The organism is Albidovulum sp. (genome assembly GCF_008933605.1).
Classification (GTDB): Bacteria; Pseudomonadota; Alphaproteobacteria; order Rhodobacterales; family Rhodobacteraceae; genus Albidovulum.
In genome coordinates this window covers 1-14,751 of the sequence record NZ_WBUS01000084.1, presented here as the reverse complement: position 1 = coordinate 14,751, position 14,751 = coordinate 1, and the positions used below count along the sequence as shown (strand labels likewise).

Here is a 14,751-nt window from a genome sequence, read left to right as displayed (position 1 = left end):
GACCGGGACCGAAGCCGCGCGCACGGGGTTGACGCCACCTGCCCGAGCCGCGGCGACCCGCCGCCGCGACGCCCGGGAACCGTCTTCGGCCCTTGGACATTCCCGCTGCGCCGTGCCAGTCTGTTTTGCGTATGGTCGGGGGTAACGGATGACGGAATCCGGGTTGCAGCGCCTCGCTTTCAATCTCCTTCTGGCGCTGACGCTCTACGTCGCGCTGACAGGCGGGGCATGAGGATCGGGGGCGCATGATGGCGGAACGGTTCGGCGGCAGGTTCAGCCCGACGCCGCAGGGCGTCGATGTTCCCGCGCCGCCGGAAAAGCTGCCGCCGAGCCGGGCGGAGCGGCGGACAGGCTGGCTTTTCGCGGCGGCCACTCCCTTCGCGCTCAAGGCCTTCTTCCAGGACCCGACCGGTCTCGCCCGCAACCTCGCGGCCTTCGCCCTGCTCGTGGCGGCCGCCTGGCTGACGCGCGAGGGCGTCCGTGCGGCCGAAGCCTTCGCCGCCCGCCGCTCCGCCCGCCGTCCCGCCTTCCCGCGCAAGATCGCGGGCTCCGCCCTGACCGGGATCGGACTCTTCCTCGGCGGCTGGGGCGGGGCGGACCTGATCGGTCCGCTTCTGCTCGGCTCGATCGGCGCGGCGCTGCACCACCTCGCCTTCGGCGCCGACCCTCTCAGCGACAAGGGCATGGCGGGACTCGATCCTTTCCAGCAGGACCGCGTGGCGCGCATCGTGGCCGAAGGCGAAGGTCACCTGACCGAGATGCACGCGGCGGCCGAACGCACCCGCGACCGGACGATCGTGGCGCGCGTCGAACGCTTCGCCATAACCGCCCGCGCCCTCTTCCGCACGGTGGAGGAAGACCCCCGCGACCTGACGGCGGCGCGCCGCTGGCTCGGCGTCTATCTCATGGGCGCGCGCGACGCGACGATCAAGTTCGCCGACCTCTGGGCGCGGTCGCACGACCCCGCCGCGCGCGCCGACTACGAGGCCTTGCTCGACGACCTCGAAACGACCTTCGCCCGCCGCACGACCGCGCTTCTCGAGGACAACCGGACCGACCTCGACATCGAGATCGCGGTCCTGCGCGACCGCCTGAAGCGCGAGGGCGTGCGCCTTGCCGACCCAGCCCCAGCCACCCGTGGAGAGTGACCATGTCCAGCGTCCGTGAAGATGCCACCCGTGCCCTTGCCGCCGTCGAGGAAGTGACCGCGGTGATTCTGCCGGAACCCGGGGGCGAAGTGGTGCCGCTCGACAAGGCGCCTGCACCCCTGGCCGAGGAAATCCGCAAGCGGGTCGCGGAACTCGACATGACCGACACCGGCTCTATCGTCAACTTCGGCTCGGCGGCACAGGGCGAGTTGCAGCAGATCAGCCAGGCGATGCTGGCCGACGTGCGCAACAAGGACGTGGGACCGGCGGGCGACAGCCTGCGCGCCATCGTCACCACGATCCGCGGCTTCTCCGTCTCGGAGCTCGACGTGCGGCGGAAGCTGTCCTGGTGGGAAAGGCTCCTCGGCCGCACCGCACCCTTCGCGAATTTCCTGGCGCGGTTCGAAGAGGTGCAGGGCCAGATCGACAGGATCACCGGCGACCTGCTCGGCCACGAACACAAATTGCTCAAGGACATCAAGTCCCTGGACATACTTTACGAGAAGACGCTGAACTTCTACGACGAACTCGCGCTCTACATCGCGGCTGGCGAGGCGAAGCTCTCGGAGCTGGATGCGACCGACATTCCGGCAAGGGCCGCGGCGGTGGATGCCGCGGCGGAGGACCGCAAGGTGATGGCGGCGCAGGAACTGCGCGACCTCCGCTCCGCCCGCGACGACCTGGAACGGCGGGTGCACGACCTGAAGCTGACCCGGCAGGTGACGATGCAGTCGCTGCCCTCGATCCGGCTGGTGCAGGAGAACGACAAGAGCCTGGTCACGAAGATCAACTCGACGCTCGTCAACACCGTGCCGCTCTGGGAAACGCAGCTGGCGCAGGCGGTCACCATCCAGCGGTCGTCCGAAGCCGCCTCGGCGGTGCGCGAGGCCGGTGACCTGACCAACGAACTTCTCACAGCCAACGCGAAGAACCTTCGGCAAGCCAATGAAATCGTTCGGACAGAGATGGAGCGCGGCGTGTTCGACATCGAGGCGGTGAAGACCGCGAACGCGGAACTGATCGGCACCATCGAGGATTCCCTGCGCATCGCCGACGAGGGCAAGCGCAAGCGGGCGGCGGCGGAGGCGGAGCTGAAGAAGATGGAGGCGGACCTGCGCGAGACGCTCGCCGCCGCGAAGGCGCGGACGACCGGCACGGGCACCACCCTCGGGACCAGCGTCTGAGATCATGCAGCCCGCCTTGCGGTTCCTGTTGCCCTTCCTTCTCCTCGCGGCGCTCGCGGGGTGCGAGCCGGTGACGCTTGCCCCGTCCGCCCCCGCCCCGCCGCGGGACGTGGCTCCGCCGGAGCCCGCCGTCGCCGCACCCAGTGCCGCGACCGAGGTGGCCCGGACCTATTACGCCCGGGTCGAGGCGAACTACCTGGCACAGGATCTCCTGCGCACGGACGGCGGCGGTGCCGATACGCCCTTCACCGCCCGCGATCTCGCTGAGAACTTCATCCGCATCGCCTTCTACGACGAATTCTCCGAACGCGGCGGGCGGCTCGTGGCGGCGTCCTCGGAAAACCGGCTGCACCGCTGGGAGGAACCGGTGCGCGTCACCGTCGAATTCGGCGCCTCGGTTCCCGCGACCCAGCGCGCGGCCGACCGCGCGTCGGTGGCGGGCTATGTCGCACGGCTTTCCGCACTGACCGGCCTTCCCATGAGGATGACGGGATGGCGGGCCAATCATACCGTCCTGATCCTCAACAGCGACGAACGCGCCGCCGCGGCGACGCGGATCGCCGTGCTGGCGCCCGCGACAGGCGAGGCCGCCGTCCGCTCCGTCGTCGAGATGCCGGCCGAGACCTACTGCACCGTCTTCGCCTTCACCGCAGGCAAGAGCGCGACCTATTCTCGGGCGCTGACGGTGATCCGGGGCGAACTGCCGGAGCGGCTCAGGCTCGCCTGCATCCACGAGGAACTGGCCCAGAGCCTCGGCCTCGTCAACGACTGGCCCCGCGCGCGGCCCTCGATCTTCAACGACAACGAGGAATTCGCGTTGCTGACGCGGCAAGACGAGCTGATGCTGAAGATGCTCTACGACCCCCGGCTGAGGCCGGGAATGACGCTGGCCGAGGCGCGGCCCATCGTCGAGGCGATGGCGGCCGAGCTCGTGCCCGGCGAAAGCTAGGATCAGGAGGTGACCATGGGTATTCTCGACTTTCTCACCGGCGAATTCATCGACGTCATCCACTGGGTCGACGACACGCGCGACACGATGGTCTGGCGGTTCGAGCGCGAGGGCCATGCGATCAAGTACGGCGCCAAGCTGACGGTGCGCGAGGGGCAGGCGGCAGTCTTCGTCCACGAGGGCCAGATCGCCGACGTCTTCACCCCCGGTCTCTACATGCTCGAGACCAACAACATGCCGATCCTGACCACACTCCAGCACTGGGACCATGGCTTCCGATCGCCCTTCAAGTCGGAGATCTACTTCGTCAGCACGACCCGCTTCACCGACCAGAAATGGGGCACGAAGAACCCGATCATCGCCCGCGACCAAGAATTCGGGCCGGTGCGGCTCAGGGCCTACGGCACCTATGTGATGCGGGTCTCGGATCCTGCGAAGTTCCTCTCGCAGATCGTTGGAACGGATGGCGAATTCACCGCCGACGAGATCAGCTTCCAGATCCGCAACATCATCGTGCAGGAGTTCAGCCGGGTCATCGCATCCTCGGGCATCCCGGTGCTGGACATGGCGGCGAACACGGGCGATCTGGGCAAGATCGTCGCCCGCGCCATCGCGCCCGCGGTCGCGGCCTACGGGCTCGAGATTCCGGAATTCTACATCGAGAACATCAGCCTGCCGGAAGCCGTCGAAGCGGCGCTCGACAAGCGGACCTCGATGGGAATCGTGGGCGACCTCGGCCGGTTCATGCAGTATTCCGCCGCCGAGGCGCTGGGGCGCGGCGACGGGTCGGCCGGCTCGGTCATGGGCGCGGGCGTCGGCGCCGGGATCGGCATGGCGATGGGGACCCAGATGGGGCCCTGGGGGGCCGCGCCAGCCGCGTCGGCCGCGCAGGTTCCGCCGCCCCCGCCTCCGGTCGAGAAGGTCTGGCACCTAGCGCGCTCGGGCGCCGTCGAGGGGCCCTATGGCCGCGGCCATCTCGGCCGGCTCGTCCATGACGGAAGTCTCACCCGCGAAACGCTCGTCTGGGCCCCCGGCCAGGACGGCTGGAAACCGGCGGGCGAGATCGCCGAACTCGCCCAGCTCTTCACCGTGATGCCGCCGCCGCCACCCGTTCCGCCTTCGGGGACCTGAGCCCTGCGCCCATGACGCCGGCCGAGGAACACCGCTTCCCCTGCCCCCGCTGCGGGGCCGACCTGCGCTTCGCGCCGGGAGAGGGCCGTCTCGTCTGCGACCACTGCGGCCACTCCGAAACAGTCGCCGAGGGGGCGCGCGGACATCAGCCGATTCCCGAGACCGACTTCCGCGCGGGCGTCGAGGCGGCGCTGCCCGACACCGAGGTCGAGGTTTCACGCTATTCGAAATGCCCCAACTGCGGGGCCGAGGTGCAGTTCGACCCCGCGGTGCATTCCGCCGAATGCCCGTTCTGCGCCACCCCGGTCGTCGCCGACACCGGGGAAAGCCGGCACATCAAGCCGAAGGGCGTCGCCCCGTTTGTGCTGACCGAGACGGAGGCGCGCCGCGCGATGACCGATTGGCTCGGCTCGCTCTGGTTCGCGCCCTCGGGGCTTCGGGACTACGCCCGCAAGGGCCGCGCGCTCGACGGGATCTACGTCCCCTACTGGACCTTCGATGCCGACACGCGCTCAAGCTACGCCGGACGGCGCGGCATCGTCTACTACGAGACCCAGCGCGTGCAGGTCCGCGACGCGAAGGGCGCCGTGCACTGGCAGGACCGGCAGGTGGCGCACGTCCGCTGGACCCCGGTCTCCGGCCGGGTGGCGCGGTTCTTCGACGACGTGCTCGTCCTCGCCGCGCGCTCCCTTCCCGAGGGCCACACGCAGGCGCTGCAGCCCTGGGACCTGACGCGGCTCCAGCCCTATGCGCCCGAGTTCCTCGCGGGCTTCCGGGCTGAGGGCTATACCGTCGGGCTGGAGGAAGGCATGGCCGAGGCCCGCGCCCACATGGACCGGATGATCGAGCGCGACGTGCGCTTCGACATCGGCGGCGACCGGCAGGAAATCCAGCAGATCCGGACCGAGATCTCTTCGGTGACCTTCAAGCACATCCTCCTGCCTGTCTGGACCGCCGCCTACCGCTACCGGGGCCGCAGCTATCGCTTCGTCGTCAACGGACAGACCGGGTCGGTCGCGGGCGAACGACCCTGGTCGGCGTGGAAGATCGCCGCCGCGGTGATCCTCGGAGCACTCCTGGCCGCCGCCATCGCTCTCGGCCTGCAATACGCCGACCAGCAGGGCTGGATCGACCTCCGGTCCGCTTACTGACCGGCGCCGCCGTCAGCTCTTGCCGATCGGCACCTTGCGCGACTTCGCCGCCTCGGGCGCGGCGCGGGCGACCGTAAGCGTCAGCACGCCGGCCTTCAGGTCGGCGCTGACCTTGCCCTGGTCGGCGTCGGCCGGCAGACGGAACGTTCGGCTGAAGCTGCCGAACTGGCGTTCGCTGAAATACCAGGTGTCGCCCTTCTCCTCGCGGCTCTCCTTCTTCTCGCCCTTCACCGTCACCATGCCCTCGTCGACGGTGACCTCGATGTCCTTCTCCTCCACCCCGGGAAGCTCGATCGCGATCCGGTAGGACGTGTCGTCGGAGGAGGCCTCGGAGGCCGGTGCCAGCCATTCGGACAGGCGCGCGCCGAAGTGGCGGAAGGGTTCGTAGAACGAGGGCCAGAAGGCGCTTGCGGGGGTTTTCTCGACCATGATGATTCTCCTGCGAAACGGTTGCGGGAACGTCCGTGAACATGCCGTGGGGGCGGCGAGTCGTCCCTGACGCGCATCAATGCGCGCTTGCCCGTTGCGGGGCGGACCCCACTCGGTTATGGCAGTGCCGTTTACGCTAACGGAGGGGCGGGATGATCCTGAGTTGCGGCGAGGCGCTGATCGACATGCTGCCCCGGCGGACCGAGGCGGGCGAGGACGCCTTCGCCCCCTACCCCGGCGGCGCCGTCTTCAACACCGCGATCGCGCTCGGGCGGCTCGGCGCGCCCTCGGGCTTTCTCTCCGGCATCTCGACCGACCTCTTCGGGCAGATGCTGACCGGCGCGCTGGAAGCCTCGGGCGTCGACACGGCGTTCCTGATCCGCTCCGCCCGCCCGACCACGCTCGCCTTCGTCACGCTGCGGGACGGGCAGGCGAGCTATGCCTTCTACGACGAGCACACGGCCGGGCGAACGATCCGCCCCGCCGACCTGCCGGCCCTGCCGGAAACCGTCGAGGCGCTCTTCTTCGGCGGCATCAGCCTGATGGTGGAGCCGGGCGGCGCGACCTACCAGGCGCTGATGGAACGCGAGGCGGGATCGGGGCGGGTGATGATGCTCGACCCGAACATCCGCCCCTCGTTCATCGCCGACGAGGCGGCCTATCGCGCTCGGATCGGCCGGATGATCGCGCTCGCCGACATCGTGAAGCTGTCGGACGAGGACCTGCGGTGGCTGGTCGGCGGCCATGGGCTTACCGCCGGGGCCGAGGCGGTCCTGGCGCAGGGGCCGAAGGCGGTCTTCGTGACCGAAGGCGCCGCCGGGGCGCACGGTTTCACCGCGGCGCATTCGGTCTTCGTGCCGGCGCGGCGGGTGGAGGTGGTCGATACCGTGGGGGCGGGTGACACGTTCAATGCCGGCGTCCTCGCGGCGCTGCACTCGGCCGGCGCGCTGACCAGGGCCGGCGTGGCGGCGCTTTCCGAGGACGCGCTCCGCGCCGCCCTCAACCTTGGCACCCGGGCGGCGGCCGTCACCGTCTCGCGCGCCGGCGCGAACCCGCCCTGGGCGAGGGAACTGGCCTGATGCGCGCGCTCGTCCAACGGGTGCGCGAGGCGCGGGTGACTGTCGCGGGCCGCGAGACCGGCGCGATCGGCGAGGGGCTTCTCATCCTTGTCTGCGCGATGCAGGGCGACGGCGAGGCCGAAGCCGACACCCTCGCGCGCAAGATCGCGCGGCTGAGGATCTTCCGCGACGCCGAGGGCAAGATGAACCGCGCGCTCCTCGATACCGGCGGCGCCGCGCTGGTGGTCAGCCAGTTCACGCTCGCCGCCGACACCTCGCGCGGCAACCGTCCGGGGTTTTCCACGGCCGCGCAGCCGGCAGAGGGCGAGCGGCTCTACGCGTATTTCTCCGACCGCCTCCGGTCCGAGGGGATTCGCGTCGCGAACGGCGAGTTCGGCGCCGACATGGACGTGGCGCTGGTGAACCAGGGGCCGGTGACGATCTGGCTCGACACCGACGGCTGAGGCCGCTCAGCGGCAGGGGGCTGCGACCTGCAGCACCCAGCGCGGGCCGCCACCCTGCCCCGGCCCGGGCGCCGCGACGCCGATGCCCATGACCGCGACGCCCTTCAGCGCCATGACCTTGCGGTGGCCGGGCGACTCAAGCCACTGGCGGAAGACCTGCGCGCCCTGGCCGTAGCCCATCGCGATGTTCTCCCCGACAAGCCGCGCGCTGCATCCGGCCTTGTGCATCCGCGCCTTGGCGCTGCCTCCGAGGGTGTGGCTGAACTTGTTTCGCGCCACCATGGCGCAGGCGTGGTCGCCCGCCGCGCGCGTCAGTTGCGGCGCGATGGCGAGCGGGCGCAGGCCCTGATCGGAGCGGAACCGGTTGATCGCGGCGGCAAGCGCCTCGACCTCGGCCGCCTCGCCGACGGGACGGCCGCAGCCGGCGGCCTCGGCGGACCCCGCCGCGACGGCGGCGCCGAGGGCCAAAGCGGCGAAAAGGGCTTTCATCCGATGCGCTCCTGCGAAGGCTGTCTGCGCCGCAGACTGCCGGAGGCGCGGGCCGCGATCAACCCTGAGGTGTCATCGACTTGCGCTGGCGGTTGCGCTCGAGCCCCAGGCGCCCCTCGCGCCAGATGATCAGAATGCCCGCGACGACGACGAGGGCCGCGCCGCCAAGCACGGCAAGCCCGGGCGCCTCGCCGAAGACGAAGTAGCCGACGCCGAGCGCCATGAGCATCGAGGCGTACTCGAAGGGCGCGACGACGGAGGCATCCGCGTTGCGGTAGGACGAGGTCAGGAGGACCTGGCCGATCCCGCCGAGAAGCCCGGCCGTGACCAGCATCGCCGCCGCCTTCGCATCCGGCACCGCCCAGCCGAAGGGCAGCGTGACGAGCGACAGGAGCGCGGAGTTGACCGAGAAGTAGAAGACGATGGCCGAGGTCTTCTCCTCGGTCACGAGCTTGCGGACGAAGACCTGCGCGAGCGCGGAGAAGACCGCGCCGACGAGGACGACGATGGCGCCCAGCGCCTCCTCCGCGCCGATCTGGCCGGTCCGGAGCGCGGTCAGCCTGGGCGAGAGCACGACGAGCACGCCGGCGAGCCCGAGGGCGACCGCGAAGATACGGAAGGCGCGCACCGTCTCGCCGAGGAACATCGCCGCGAAGACGACGGTCAGGAGCGGCGCGGCGTAGCCGATCGCCGTCACCTCGGGCAGCGGCAGGAGGCCGAGACCGGCAAAGCCGAACCCCATGGCCGCCGTTCCCATCAGCCCGCGCCAGAAATGGCCCAAGGGGTTTGCGGTGACCAGCCCCGCCCGGAGGCCGCGCGACGCGATCAGCCATACGAGGATCACCGGCACCGCGAACGCCGAGCGGAAGAACACCGCCTGGCCCGGCGGCACGTTGTCAGAGGCGGCCTTGATCAGGCTCGCCATGGCCATGAACACCGCCACCGAGGCGAGTTTCAGGAGAATGCCGCGCAAGGGGTTCATCTGCCCCTCCCTTCCGGTCGCCAGAAAGGCGGAAAGCCCAGGCCCCCACAAGCCGAAACGTCAGTCCGGGCGGACCCGCGCCCCGGTCTTGTCGGCGAAGGCGGCGAGCCGTCCCCGCGCCTGGGCCTGGGTGTTGACGATACCCGCCACCATGGATTCGGCATAGGCCGCATCGAGCGCCGACATGTTCTGCATGTGGCTTATGGCGGAGCAGACGGCGAAGTTCGCGAGCGGCGTATTTGCCGCGACCGCGCGTGCGATCTCCATCGCCTTGGCCTCGCTGTCGTCCACAAGGTACTGGCAGAGACCGACCGAGACCGCCTCCGCGCCCTTGTAGATGCGCCCCGTCAGCATCATGTCGATCATCCGTGCCTTGCCGACCAGGTCCGCGACCCGGATCGTGGCACCGCCGCCGGTGAAGAGCCCCCGCTGCCCCTCGGGCAGCGCGAAGTAGGTGGTGGCGTCGGCCACCCGGATGTGCACGGCCGAGGCGAGTTCCAGCCCGCCTCCGACGACCGCGCCCTTCAGCGCGGCGATGATCGGCACGCCGGAATACTCCATCTTGTTGAAGGCCTCGTGCCAGCGCAGGCAGAGCTGCATGAACTCGGCAGGCGTGCGGTCCGCGTTGAGATGCTCCACCAGATCGAGCCCGGCGCAGAAGTGGCTCCCCTCGGCGCGCAGGACCACGGCACGCACGCCCGCCCTGGGGATGGCCGAGAAGAGCGCGACCAGTTCCTCCACCGTCGCCGCGTTCAGCGCGTTGCGCTTGTCGGCCCGGTTCAGCGTGACGGTCGCGATGCCATCCGCGTCCATGGCCACGCCGAGGTTGGTCAGCGGAAGATCGTCGAGGGCCGTCATGCGCTTTTCCTCCGTTCGGTGCGAAGATGGCAGCGGTGGCGGTGCAGGGCCACCGCCGCCCGGCGGGCACGGTCGACGTGACGCGTGCCCAAGGGTCGCGCGGGCTCAGAGCCCCTTCGAACGGTAGCTCTTGGCAACCCGGTCGATGGCCACGATATAGGCCGCCATCCTGAGGTCGGTCACGTCCTGCCGGCCGTTCCAGAGCTGGCTGATCGACTGGTAGGCGCCCCGCATCGTGTCGTCGAGGCCCGAGCGCACCAGCTCCAGCTCGTCCGCGCCGCGCAGGTAGCGGCTCTTGAAGTCGGGCGAGAGCGACCAGCCGAGACCCTTGTCCGAGGAAAGCCGTTCCAGTTCGTCCACCAGGAGCTGGTGGCGCGCCTCCTCCTGGCGCCGCTCCATCCGGCCGAAGCGGATGTGGCTGAGGTTCTTGACCCATTCGAAATAGGAGACGGTGACGCCCCCGGCGTTGGCGAACAGGTCCGGGATGATCACGGCGCCGCGGGTCCTGAGGATGTCATCCGCGCCGGCCGTGATCGGCCCGTTCGCGGCCTCGATGATGAGCGGCGCCTTGATCCTGGCCGCGTTGCCCAGATGGATCACGCCCTCCATCGCCGCCGGGATGAGGATGTCGCAAGCCTCTTCCAAGAGCAGCGCGCCATCGGCGACATAGGTGCCCTCCGGACAGCCCTTCACTCCGCCGTGGTGGATCAGCCAGTCGCGCACGGCCTGAACGTTCATCCCGTTCGGATTGTGCAGCGCGCCGTCGCGCTCGATGATGCCGACGATGCGCGCACCATCCTCGGCCGAGAGGAACTCCGCCGCGTGGTAGCCGACGTTGCCGAGGCCCTGCACGATCACTCGCTTGCCGTCGATCGTGCCCTTGAGACCGGCCCGCGCCATGTCATGCGGGTGGCGGAAGAATTCCCTCAGTGCGAACTGTACGCCGCGGCCCGTTGCTTCCACCCGGCCCGCGATGCCGCCCGAGTTGATCGGCTTGCCGGTCACGCAGGCCGCGCCGTTGATGTCGGTGGTGTTCATCCGCTGGTACTGGTCGACGATCCACGCCATCTCGCGCTCGCCGGTGCCCATGTCGGGGGCGGGTACGTTCTGCGCCGGGCTGATGAGGTCGCGCTTGATCAGCTCGTAGGCGAAGCGCCGGGTGATCATCTCCAGCTCGAACTCGTCCCATTCGCGCGGGTCGATCCGCAGGCCGCCCTTCGATCCGCCGAAGGGGGTCTCGACGAGGGCGCACTTGTAGGTCATCAGCGCGGCGAGCGCCTCCACCTCGTCCTGGTTCACGCTCATCGCATAGCGGATGCCGCCCTTGACCGGTTCCATATGCTCGGAATGCACGGAGCGGTAGCCGGTGAAGGTATGGATGCCGCCCCGGAGGCGGACGCCGAACCGCACCGTGTAGGTGGAGTTGCAGACCCGGATCTTCTCTTCCAGGCCCGGCGAAAGATCCATCACCGCGACCGCGCGGTTGAACATCAGATCGACGGATTGGCGGAAACTCGGTTCCCCGTTGGCGGCCATCGCGGTCCTCCCTGGCTGGCATTCCCGGCGCGGTCCGGGCGCGCGTCGTCACCTTGGCCAAGGTCCGCGCGCGTTCTGCCCACTTGGTAAGCAGCGCCCGCCGGAAAGGCAAGGGAACCGGCACGAACCCGGTCGGTCCCATGGCGGAGCGAGAATCACTCCCAAGCGATTGTCTGGCCAGTCGCAACGATCTTCCGACAGCAGGCGGAAAGGCGCGCAACCGCGGTCAATCCCTGGGAGGCAGGCGCCTCTGCCCCAATTTCGCCGCATCTGCGACCGAACTTTTGCCCTATCTCGTGACGACAACGAGTGCGGTGCGCGGTGCGTTCCGGGAGTCCGTTCCGGGTGCCGCCCTGGGGAAAGGTTGAAGGACGATGATGATTGCCCCAAAATCCGTTTCCGTGGCCGAGGCCGCGCCGACCTTCGCGGGACTGGCCGCCCGGGCCCTTCGCCGTTTCCGGCGCGAAGAGGACGGCTCGCTGATCATATTCGGGCTCTTCGCCTTCGTGATGATGCTGCTGCTTGCCGGGGTGGCGCTCGATCTCATGCGCTTCGAGGAGCGCCGCACGACGCTGCAGAACACCATCGACCGCGCCTCGCTCGCCGCGGCCGACCTCCAGCAGTCGCTCGATCCGAAGGAAGTGGTGAAGGACTATTTCCTGAAGGCCGGGCTGACCCCGCCGGCGGATGATGCCATCATCGTCACGCAGGGCACGCTCAGCGACTACCGCAAGGTCGAAATCTCGGTCTCCGAGGAAATGCCCACCTGGTTCATGGCGCTCGTCGGCGTCAAGACGCTGTCCACGCCCGCATCCTCGACCGCCGAGGAAAGCGTCGGCCAGATCGAGATCTCGCTCATCCTCGACGTCTCGGGCTCGATGAACTCCAACAGCCGGCTGACCAACCTGAAGCCCGCCGCGAAAAGCTTCGTCGACCAGATCTTCGACTCGGCCGAGGAGGACAAGGTCTCCATCTCGATCATCCCCTATGCGACGCAGACCTCGATCAGCGACGATCTTGCGGGCTATTTCAACATAACCAACGAGCACACGAATTCGACCTGCATCGAGTTCGAGGCCTCGAAGGGCGACTTCGACACGACGGCTGTCTCGATCGGCGGTGCGCGCGTTTATCAGCGCAATGGCCACTTCGACCCGTTCTACAAGGCCAGCCCGCCGTCGCTGACGAACTGCCCTTCGGAACCCGAGCGCCACGTCCTGCCCTTCTCGGGCGACCGCGTCCAGCTTAAGACCTTCATCGACAACCTGTCGGCAGAGGGCAACACCTCGATCGACATCGGCATGAAATGGGGCTCGGCCCTGCTCGACCCCTCGATGCAGACGGTCGTGGACGGGATGATCGCCGACGGCGACCTGCCGGGCGCCTTCGCCGACCGGCCCTATGCCTTCGACGACACCGAGGCGCTGAAGATCATCGTGCTGATGACCGACGGTGCAAACACGACCGAATACCGGCTGCGCAACAACACCACCTCGAACCCCTACTACGATGAAGGCCAAAGCCTTCTCGTCCGCAACCCGTGGTACCGCACCAACGGCTCGACCTCGGACGACTGGTCTCGGTACCAGTACTCGCTCTGGGATGCCTCGAAGAACAAGTACTACATCTTCGCCCAAAACACCTGGCGGAGCGAACCCTGGGGCGACAAGTCGGGCGACACCGGCTGGACCGGCTCGCCGTCGTCCGTCCCGATGACCTGGCAGGACGTCTGGGGCGACATGTCGATCTACTGGTTCTCCGACGAGTTGATCTACCGCGCCTATGGCAGCAGCAGCATCCGCAACCAGTGGCGGCCCGGCTCGGTCTCGAACCCCAAGGCCAACACCTACATCAACAGCGCCAAGGACGGGATGACGCTCGATATCTGCGACGCGGCCAAGGCCAACGGCGTCCGCATCTACACCATCGCCTTCGAGGCGCCGACCGATGGCCAGAACCTGCTCGAGGCCTGCCAGAACGCCGGCTACTACGCGGTGGAAGGTCTCGACATCAACGACGCCTTCGCGGGCATCGTCAACTCCATCAACAAGCTGAGGCTGACGCACTGAAATGGCCGGGCTCTTGAACAGACTGCGGGCCCGGTGCGCCGGCCTGGCCCGGGAGGAGGACGGGACGGCGACGATCCCGTTCATCATCTTCCTGCCGTTCTTCATGCTCCTCGTCATGTCGTCGCTCGAGATGGGCACGCTGATGCTGCGCCACGTCATGCTGGAACGCGCGCTCGACATGTCGGTCCGCGACCTCCGGCTCGGCAACTGGAACAACCCGACGCACGATGACTTCAAGCGCGTGGTCTGCAACCGCGCCGGCGTGATCCCCGACTGCATGAACGTGCTCCTCGTCGAACTGCGCCCGGTCAGCACCGAGACCTGGGAGCCGCTCGCCTCCGGCCCGATCTGCGTGGACCGGGCCGAGCCGATCAAGCCGGTCACGACATTCGACACCGGCGTCGGCGACAACATGATGCTGATCCGCGTCTGCACCAAGTTCGACCCGATCTTCCCGACCTCGGGGCTCGGCTTCCAGTTGCCGCGCGACAACACCGGCGCCTATGCGCTGGTCGCCGCCACGGCCTTCGTCAACGAACCCGATGTGGGGGGCTGAGATGTCCATGCTGTCCCGTCTGCGCCTGCGCACCGCCTCCTTCGCCCGCGAGACCCGTGGCTCGATGCCGGTCGAGGGGATCATCGCCTCCACCTGGCTGATCTGGTGGTATATCGCCTCGTTCCAGTTCTTCGACGCCTACCGGCAGAAGAACATCAACCTCAAGGCCGCCTACACGATCGCCGACATGGTTTCGCGCGTGCAGCCCGACGACGCCGTCGATTCCGACTATATCGACGGGCTCAACACGCTCTTCGACTATCTCACCTTCTCGCGCAAGCCGACCTGGGTGCGGGTGTCGAGCGTGATCTGGGACGATGTGGACGACCGCTACGAGATCGCCTGGTCCTATGCGACGGGCCCGGTGGGCGGCCAGACCGACACGACCATCCAGAACGACGCCGACCGCATCCCGGTGATGCCCTCGGGCGACTCGGTCATCCTCGTCGAGACCAACATGGCCTACGAGCCGATCTTCAACATCGGGCTGAAGGCGCAATGGTACACGACCTTCATCACGACCCGCCCGCGCTTCACCTCCTGCGTGAAGTATGACCTGCAGGACAACGTGACGCTGCCGGCCTGCATCTACGACAGCGATGTCGACATGTCGGACAACGTCAGCGACGACAATACCGGCGACATCACCATCGATCCGGACAACACGTAACCGGCCCGGACGGAGGAGAACGACCCTCCCGGGCGCCCCCGCGCGCCCGGGATCGACATTCGTGCCCGCCGCAGGGG

At 68.5% G+C, this 14,751-nt stretch carries 15 protein-coding genes; 10 read left to right on the top strand and 5 right to left on the bottom strand.

From position 1 onward, the window contains the following. Positions 1-245 precede the first annotated feature (245 nt). From F9K34_RS11850 to F9K34_RS11830, 5 genes are read left to right on the top strand one after another with little or no spacing between them, the layout of a single operon-like run. Positions 246-1,148: a 5-bromo-4-chloroindolyl phosphate hydrolysis family protein gene (locus F9K34_RS11850; protein WP_366557887.1), complete on the top strand. Its 903-nt coding sequence runs from the start codon at positions 246-248 to the stop codon at positions 1,146-1,148. Between the two features lie 2 nt (positions 1,149-1,150). Further along, the gene (locus F9K34_RS11845; protein ID WP_291337177.1) at positions 1,151-2,332 is read left to right on the top strand and encodes a toxic anion resistance protein; all 1,182 of its coding nucleotides are present in this window, start codon (positions 1,151-1,153) and stop codon (positions 2,330-2,332) included. Positions 2,333-2,336: 4 nt separating this feature from the next. After that, positions 2,337-3,281 (top strand): DUF2927 domain-containing protein, encoded by a 945-nt coding sequence (locus F9K34_RS11840; protein WP_291337176.1) that lies wholly within the window; start codon positions 2,337-2,339, stop codon positions 3,279-3,281. Between the two features lie 15 nt (positions 3,282-3,296). After that, positions 3,297-4,412 (top strand): SPFH domain-containing protein, encoded by a 1,116-nt coding sequence (locus F9K34_RS11835; protein WP_291337175.1) that lies wholly within the window; start codon positions 3,297-3,299, stop codon positions 4,410-4,412. An 11-nt stretch (positions 4,413-4,423) separates the two neighbouring features. Further along, positions 4,424-5,563 carry a TFIIB-type zinc finger domain-containing protein gene (locus tag F9K34_RS11830; protein ID WP_291337174.1) on the top strand — a complete coding sequence of 380 codons (1,140 nt, stop codon included), beginning with the start codon at positions 4,424-4,426 and terminating at the stop codon, positions 5,561-5,563. A 12-nt stretch (positions 5,564-5,575) separates the two neighbouring features. On the opposite strand, the gene F9K34_RS11825 is transcribed toward F9K34_RS11830, so the two are convergent. Beyond that, a complete protein-coding gene (locus F9K34_RS11825) occupies positions 5,576-5,992 on the bottom strand; it encodes an Hsp20/alpha crystallin family protein (RefSeq protein WP_291337173.1) in 417 nt (138 codons plus the stop codon). Positions 5,993-6,144: 152 nt separating this feature from the next. On the opposite strand from F9K34_RS11825, the gene F9K34_RS11820 reads away from it, so the two are divergent. Next, entirely contained in the window at positions 6,145-7,071 is a 927-nt protein-coding gene (locus tag F9K34_RS11820) for a carbohydrate kinase family protein (RefSeq protein ID WP_291337172.1), read from the top strand. Further along, complete coding sequence (gene dtd, locus F9K34_RS11815; RefSeq protein WP_291337171.1) at positions 7,071-7,514, top strand: D-aminoacyl-tRNA deacylase; 444 nt, start codon at positions 7,071-7,073, stop codon at positions 7,512-7,514. Before F9K34_RS11820 ends, dtd begins: the two co-directional genes overlap by 1 nt. 6 nt (positions 7,515-7,520) lie before the next feature. On the opposite strand, the gene F9K34_RS11810 is transcribed toward dtd, so the two are convergent. From F9K34_RS11810 to F9K34_RS11795, 4 genes are all read right to left on the bottom strand, one after another. Next, a complete protein-coding gene (locus tag F9K34_RS11810) occupies positions 7,521-8,003 on the bottom strand; it encodes a CAP domain-containing protein (RefSeq protein ID WP_291337170.1) in 483 nt (160 codons plus the stop codon). Between the two features lie 58 nt (positions 8,004-8,061). Continuing rightward, positions 8,062-8,985 (bottom strand): DMT family transporter, encoded by a 924-nt coding sequence (locus F9K34_RS11805; RefSeq protein ID WP_291337169.1) that lies wholly within the window; start codon positions 8,983-8,985, stop codon positions 8,062-8,064. A gap of 60 nt (positions 8,986-9,045) precedes the next feature. Then, a complete protein-coding gene (locus tag F9K34_RS11800) occupies positions 9,046-9,843 on the bottom strand; it encodes a crotonase/enoyl-CoA hydratase family protein (protein WP_291337168.1) in 798 nt (265 codons plus the stop codon). Between the two features lie 105 nt (positions 9,844-9,948). Beyond that, positions 9,949-11,379 (bottom strand): Glu/Leu/Phe/Val family dehydrogenase, encoded by a 1,431-nt coding sequence (locus tag F9K34_RS11795; protein WP_291337167.1) that lies wholly within the window; start codon positions 11,377-11,379, stop codon positions 9,949-9,951. A 374-nt stretch (positions 11,380-11,753) separates the two neighbouring features. Between F9K34_RS11795 and F9K34_RS11790 the strand changes: the two genes are divergently transcribed. Genes F9K34_RS11790 through F9K34_RS11780 form a run of 3 tightly spaced genes read left to right on the top strand, consistent with a single transcriptional unit; the run spans position 11,754 to position 14,674 of the window. After that, positions 11,754-13,448 carry a pilus assembly protein TadG-related protein gene (locus F9K34_RS11790; protein WP_291337166.1) on the top strand — a complete coding sequence of 565 codons (1,695 nt, stop codon included), beginning with the start codon at positions 11,754-11,756 and terminating at the stop codon, positions 13,446-13,448. A 13-nt stretch (positions 13,449-13,461) separates the two neighbouring features. After that, positions 13,462-14,004 carry a TadE/TadG family type IV pilus assembly protein gene (locus F9K34_RS11785; RefSeq protein ID WP_291337165.1) on the top strand — a complete coding sequence of 181 codons (543 nt, stop codon included), beginning with the start codon at positions 13,462-13,464 and terminating at the stop codon, positions 14,002-14,004. A 1-nt stretch (position 14,005) separates the two neighbouring features. After that, on the top strand, positions 14,006-14,674 hold the full coding sequence (locus tag F9K34_RS11780; RefSeq protein ID WP_291337164.1) for a TadE/TadG family type IV pilus assembly protein: 669 nt from the start codon (positions 14,006-14,008) through the stop codon (positions 14,672-14,674). Positions 14,675-14,751 lie beyond the last annotated feature (77 nt).

Coding starts and splice junctions, on each gene's coding strand:
- F9K34_RS11840 (WP_291337176.1), top strand. CDS start 2,337: ATGCAGCCCGCCTTGCGGTTCCTGTTGCCCTTCCTTCTCCTCGCGGCG.
- F9K34_RS11820 (WP_291337172.1), top strand. CDS start 6,145: ATGATCCTGAGTTGCGGCGAGGCGCTGATCGACATGCTGCCCCGGCGG.
- F9K34_RS11805 (WP_291337169.1), bottom strand. CDS start 8,985: ATGAACCCCTTGCGCGGCATTCTCCTGAAACTCGCCTCGGTGGCGGTG.
- F9K34_RS11845 (WP_291337177.1), top strand. CDS start 1,151: ATGTCCAGCGTCCGTGAAGATGCCACCCGTGCCCTTGCCGCCGTCGAG.
- F9K34_RS11810 (WP_291337170.1), bottom strand. CDS start 8,003: ATGAAAGCCCTTTTCGCCGCTTTGGCCCTCGGCGCCGCCGTCGCGGCG.
- F9K34_RS11825 (WP_291337173.1), bottom strand. CDS start 5,992: ATGGTCGAGAAAACCCCCGCAAGCGCCTTCTGGCCCTCGTTCTACGAA.
- F9K34_RS11835 (WP_291337175.1), top strand. CDS start 3,297: ATGGGTATTCTCGACTTTCTCACCGGCGAATTCATCGACGTCATCCAC.
- F9K34_RS11790 (WP_291337166.1), top strand. CDS start 11,754: ATGATGATTGCCCCAAAATCCGTTTCCGTGGCCGAGGCCGCGCCGACC.
- F9K34_RS11780 (WP_291337164.1), top strand. CDS start 14,006: ATGTCCATGCTGTCCCGTCTGCGCCTGCGCACCGCCTCCTTCGCCCGC.
- dtd (WP_291337171.1), top strand. CDS start 7,071: ATGCGCGCGCTCGTCCAACGGGTGCGCGAGGCGCGGGTGACTGTCGCG.
- F9K34_RS11800 (WP_291337168.1), bottom strand. CDS start 9,843: ATGACGGCCCTCGACGATCTTCCGCTGACCAACCTCGGCGTGGCCATG.
- F9K34_RS11795 (WP_291337167.1), bottom strand. CDS start 11,379: ATGGCCGCCAACGGGGAACCGAGTTTCCGCCAATCCGTCGATCTGATG.
- F9K34_RS11830 (WP_291337174.1), top strand. CDS start 4,424: ATGACGCCGGCCGAGGAACACCGCTTCCCCTGCCCCCGCTGCGGGGCC.
- F9K34_RS11850 (WP_366557887.1), top strand. CDS start 246: ATGATGGCGGAACGGTTCGGCGGCAGGTTCAGCCCGACGCCGCAGGGC.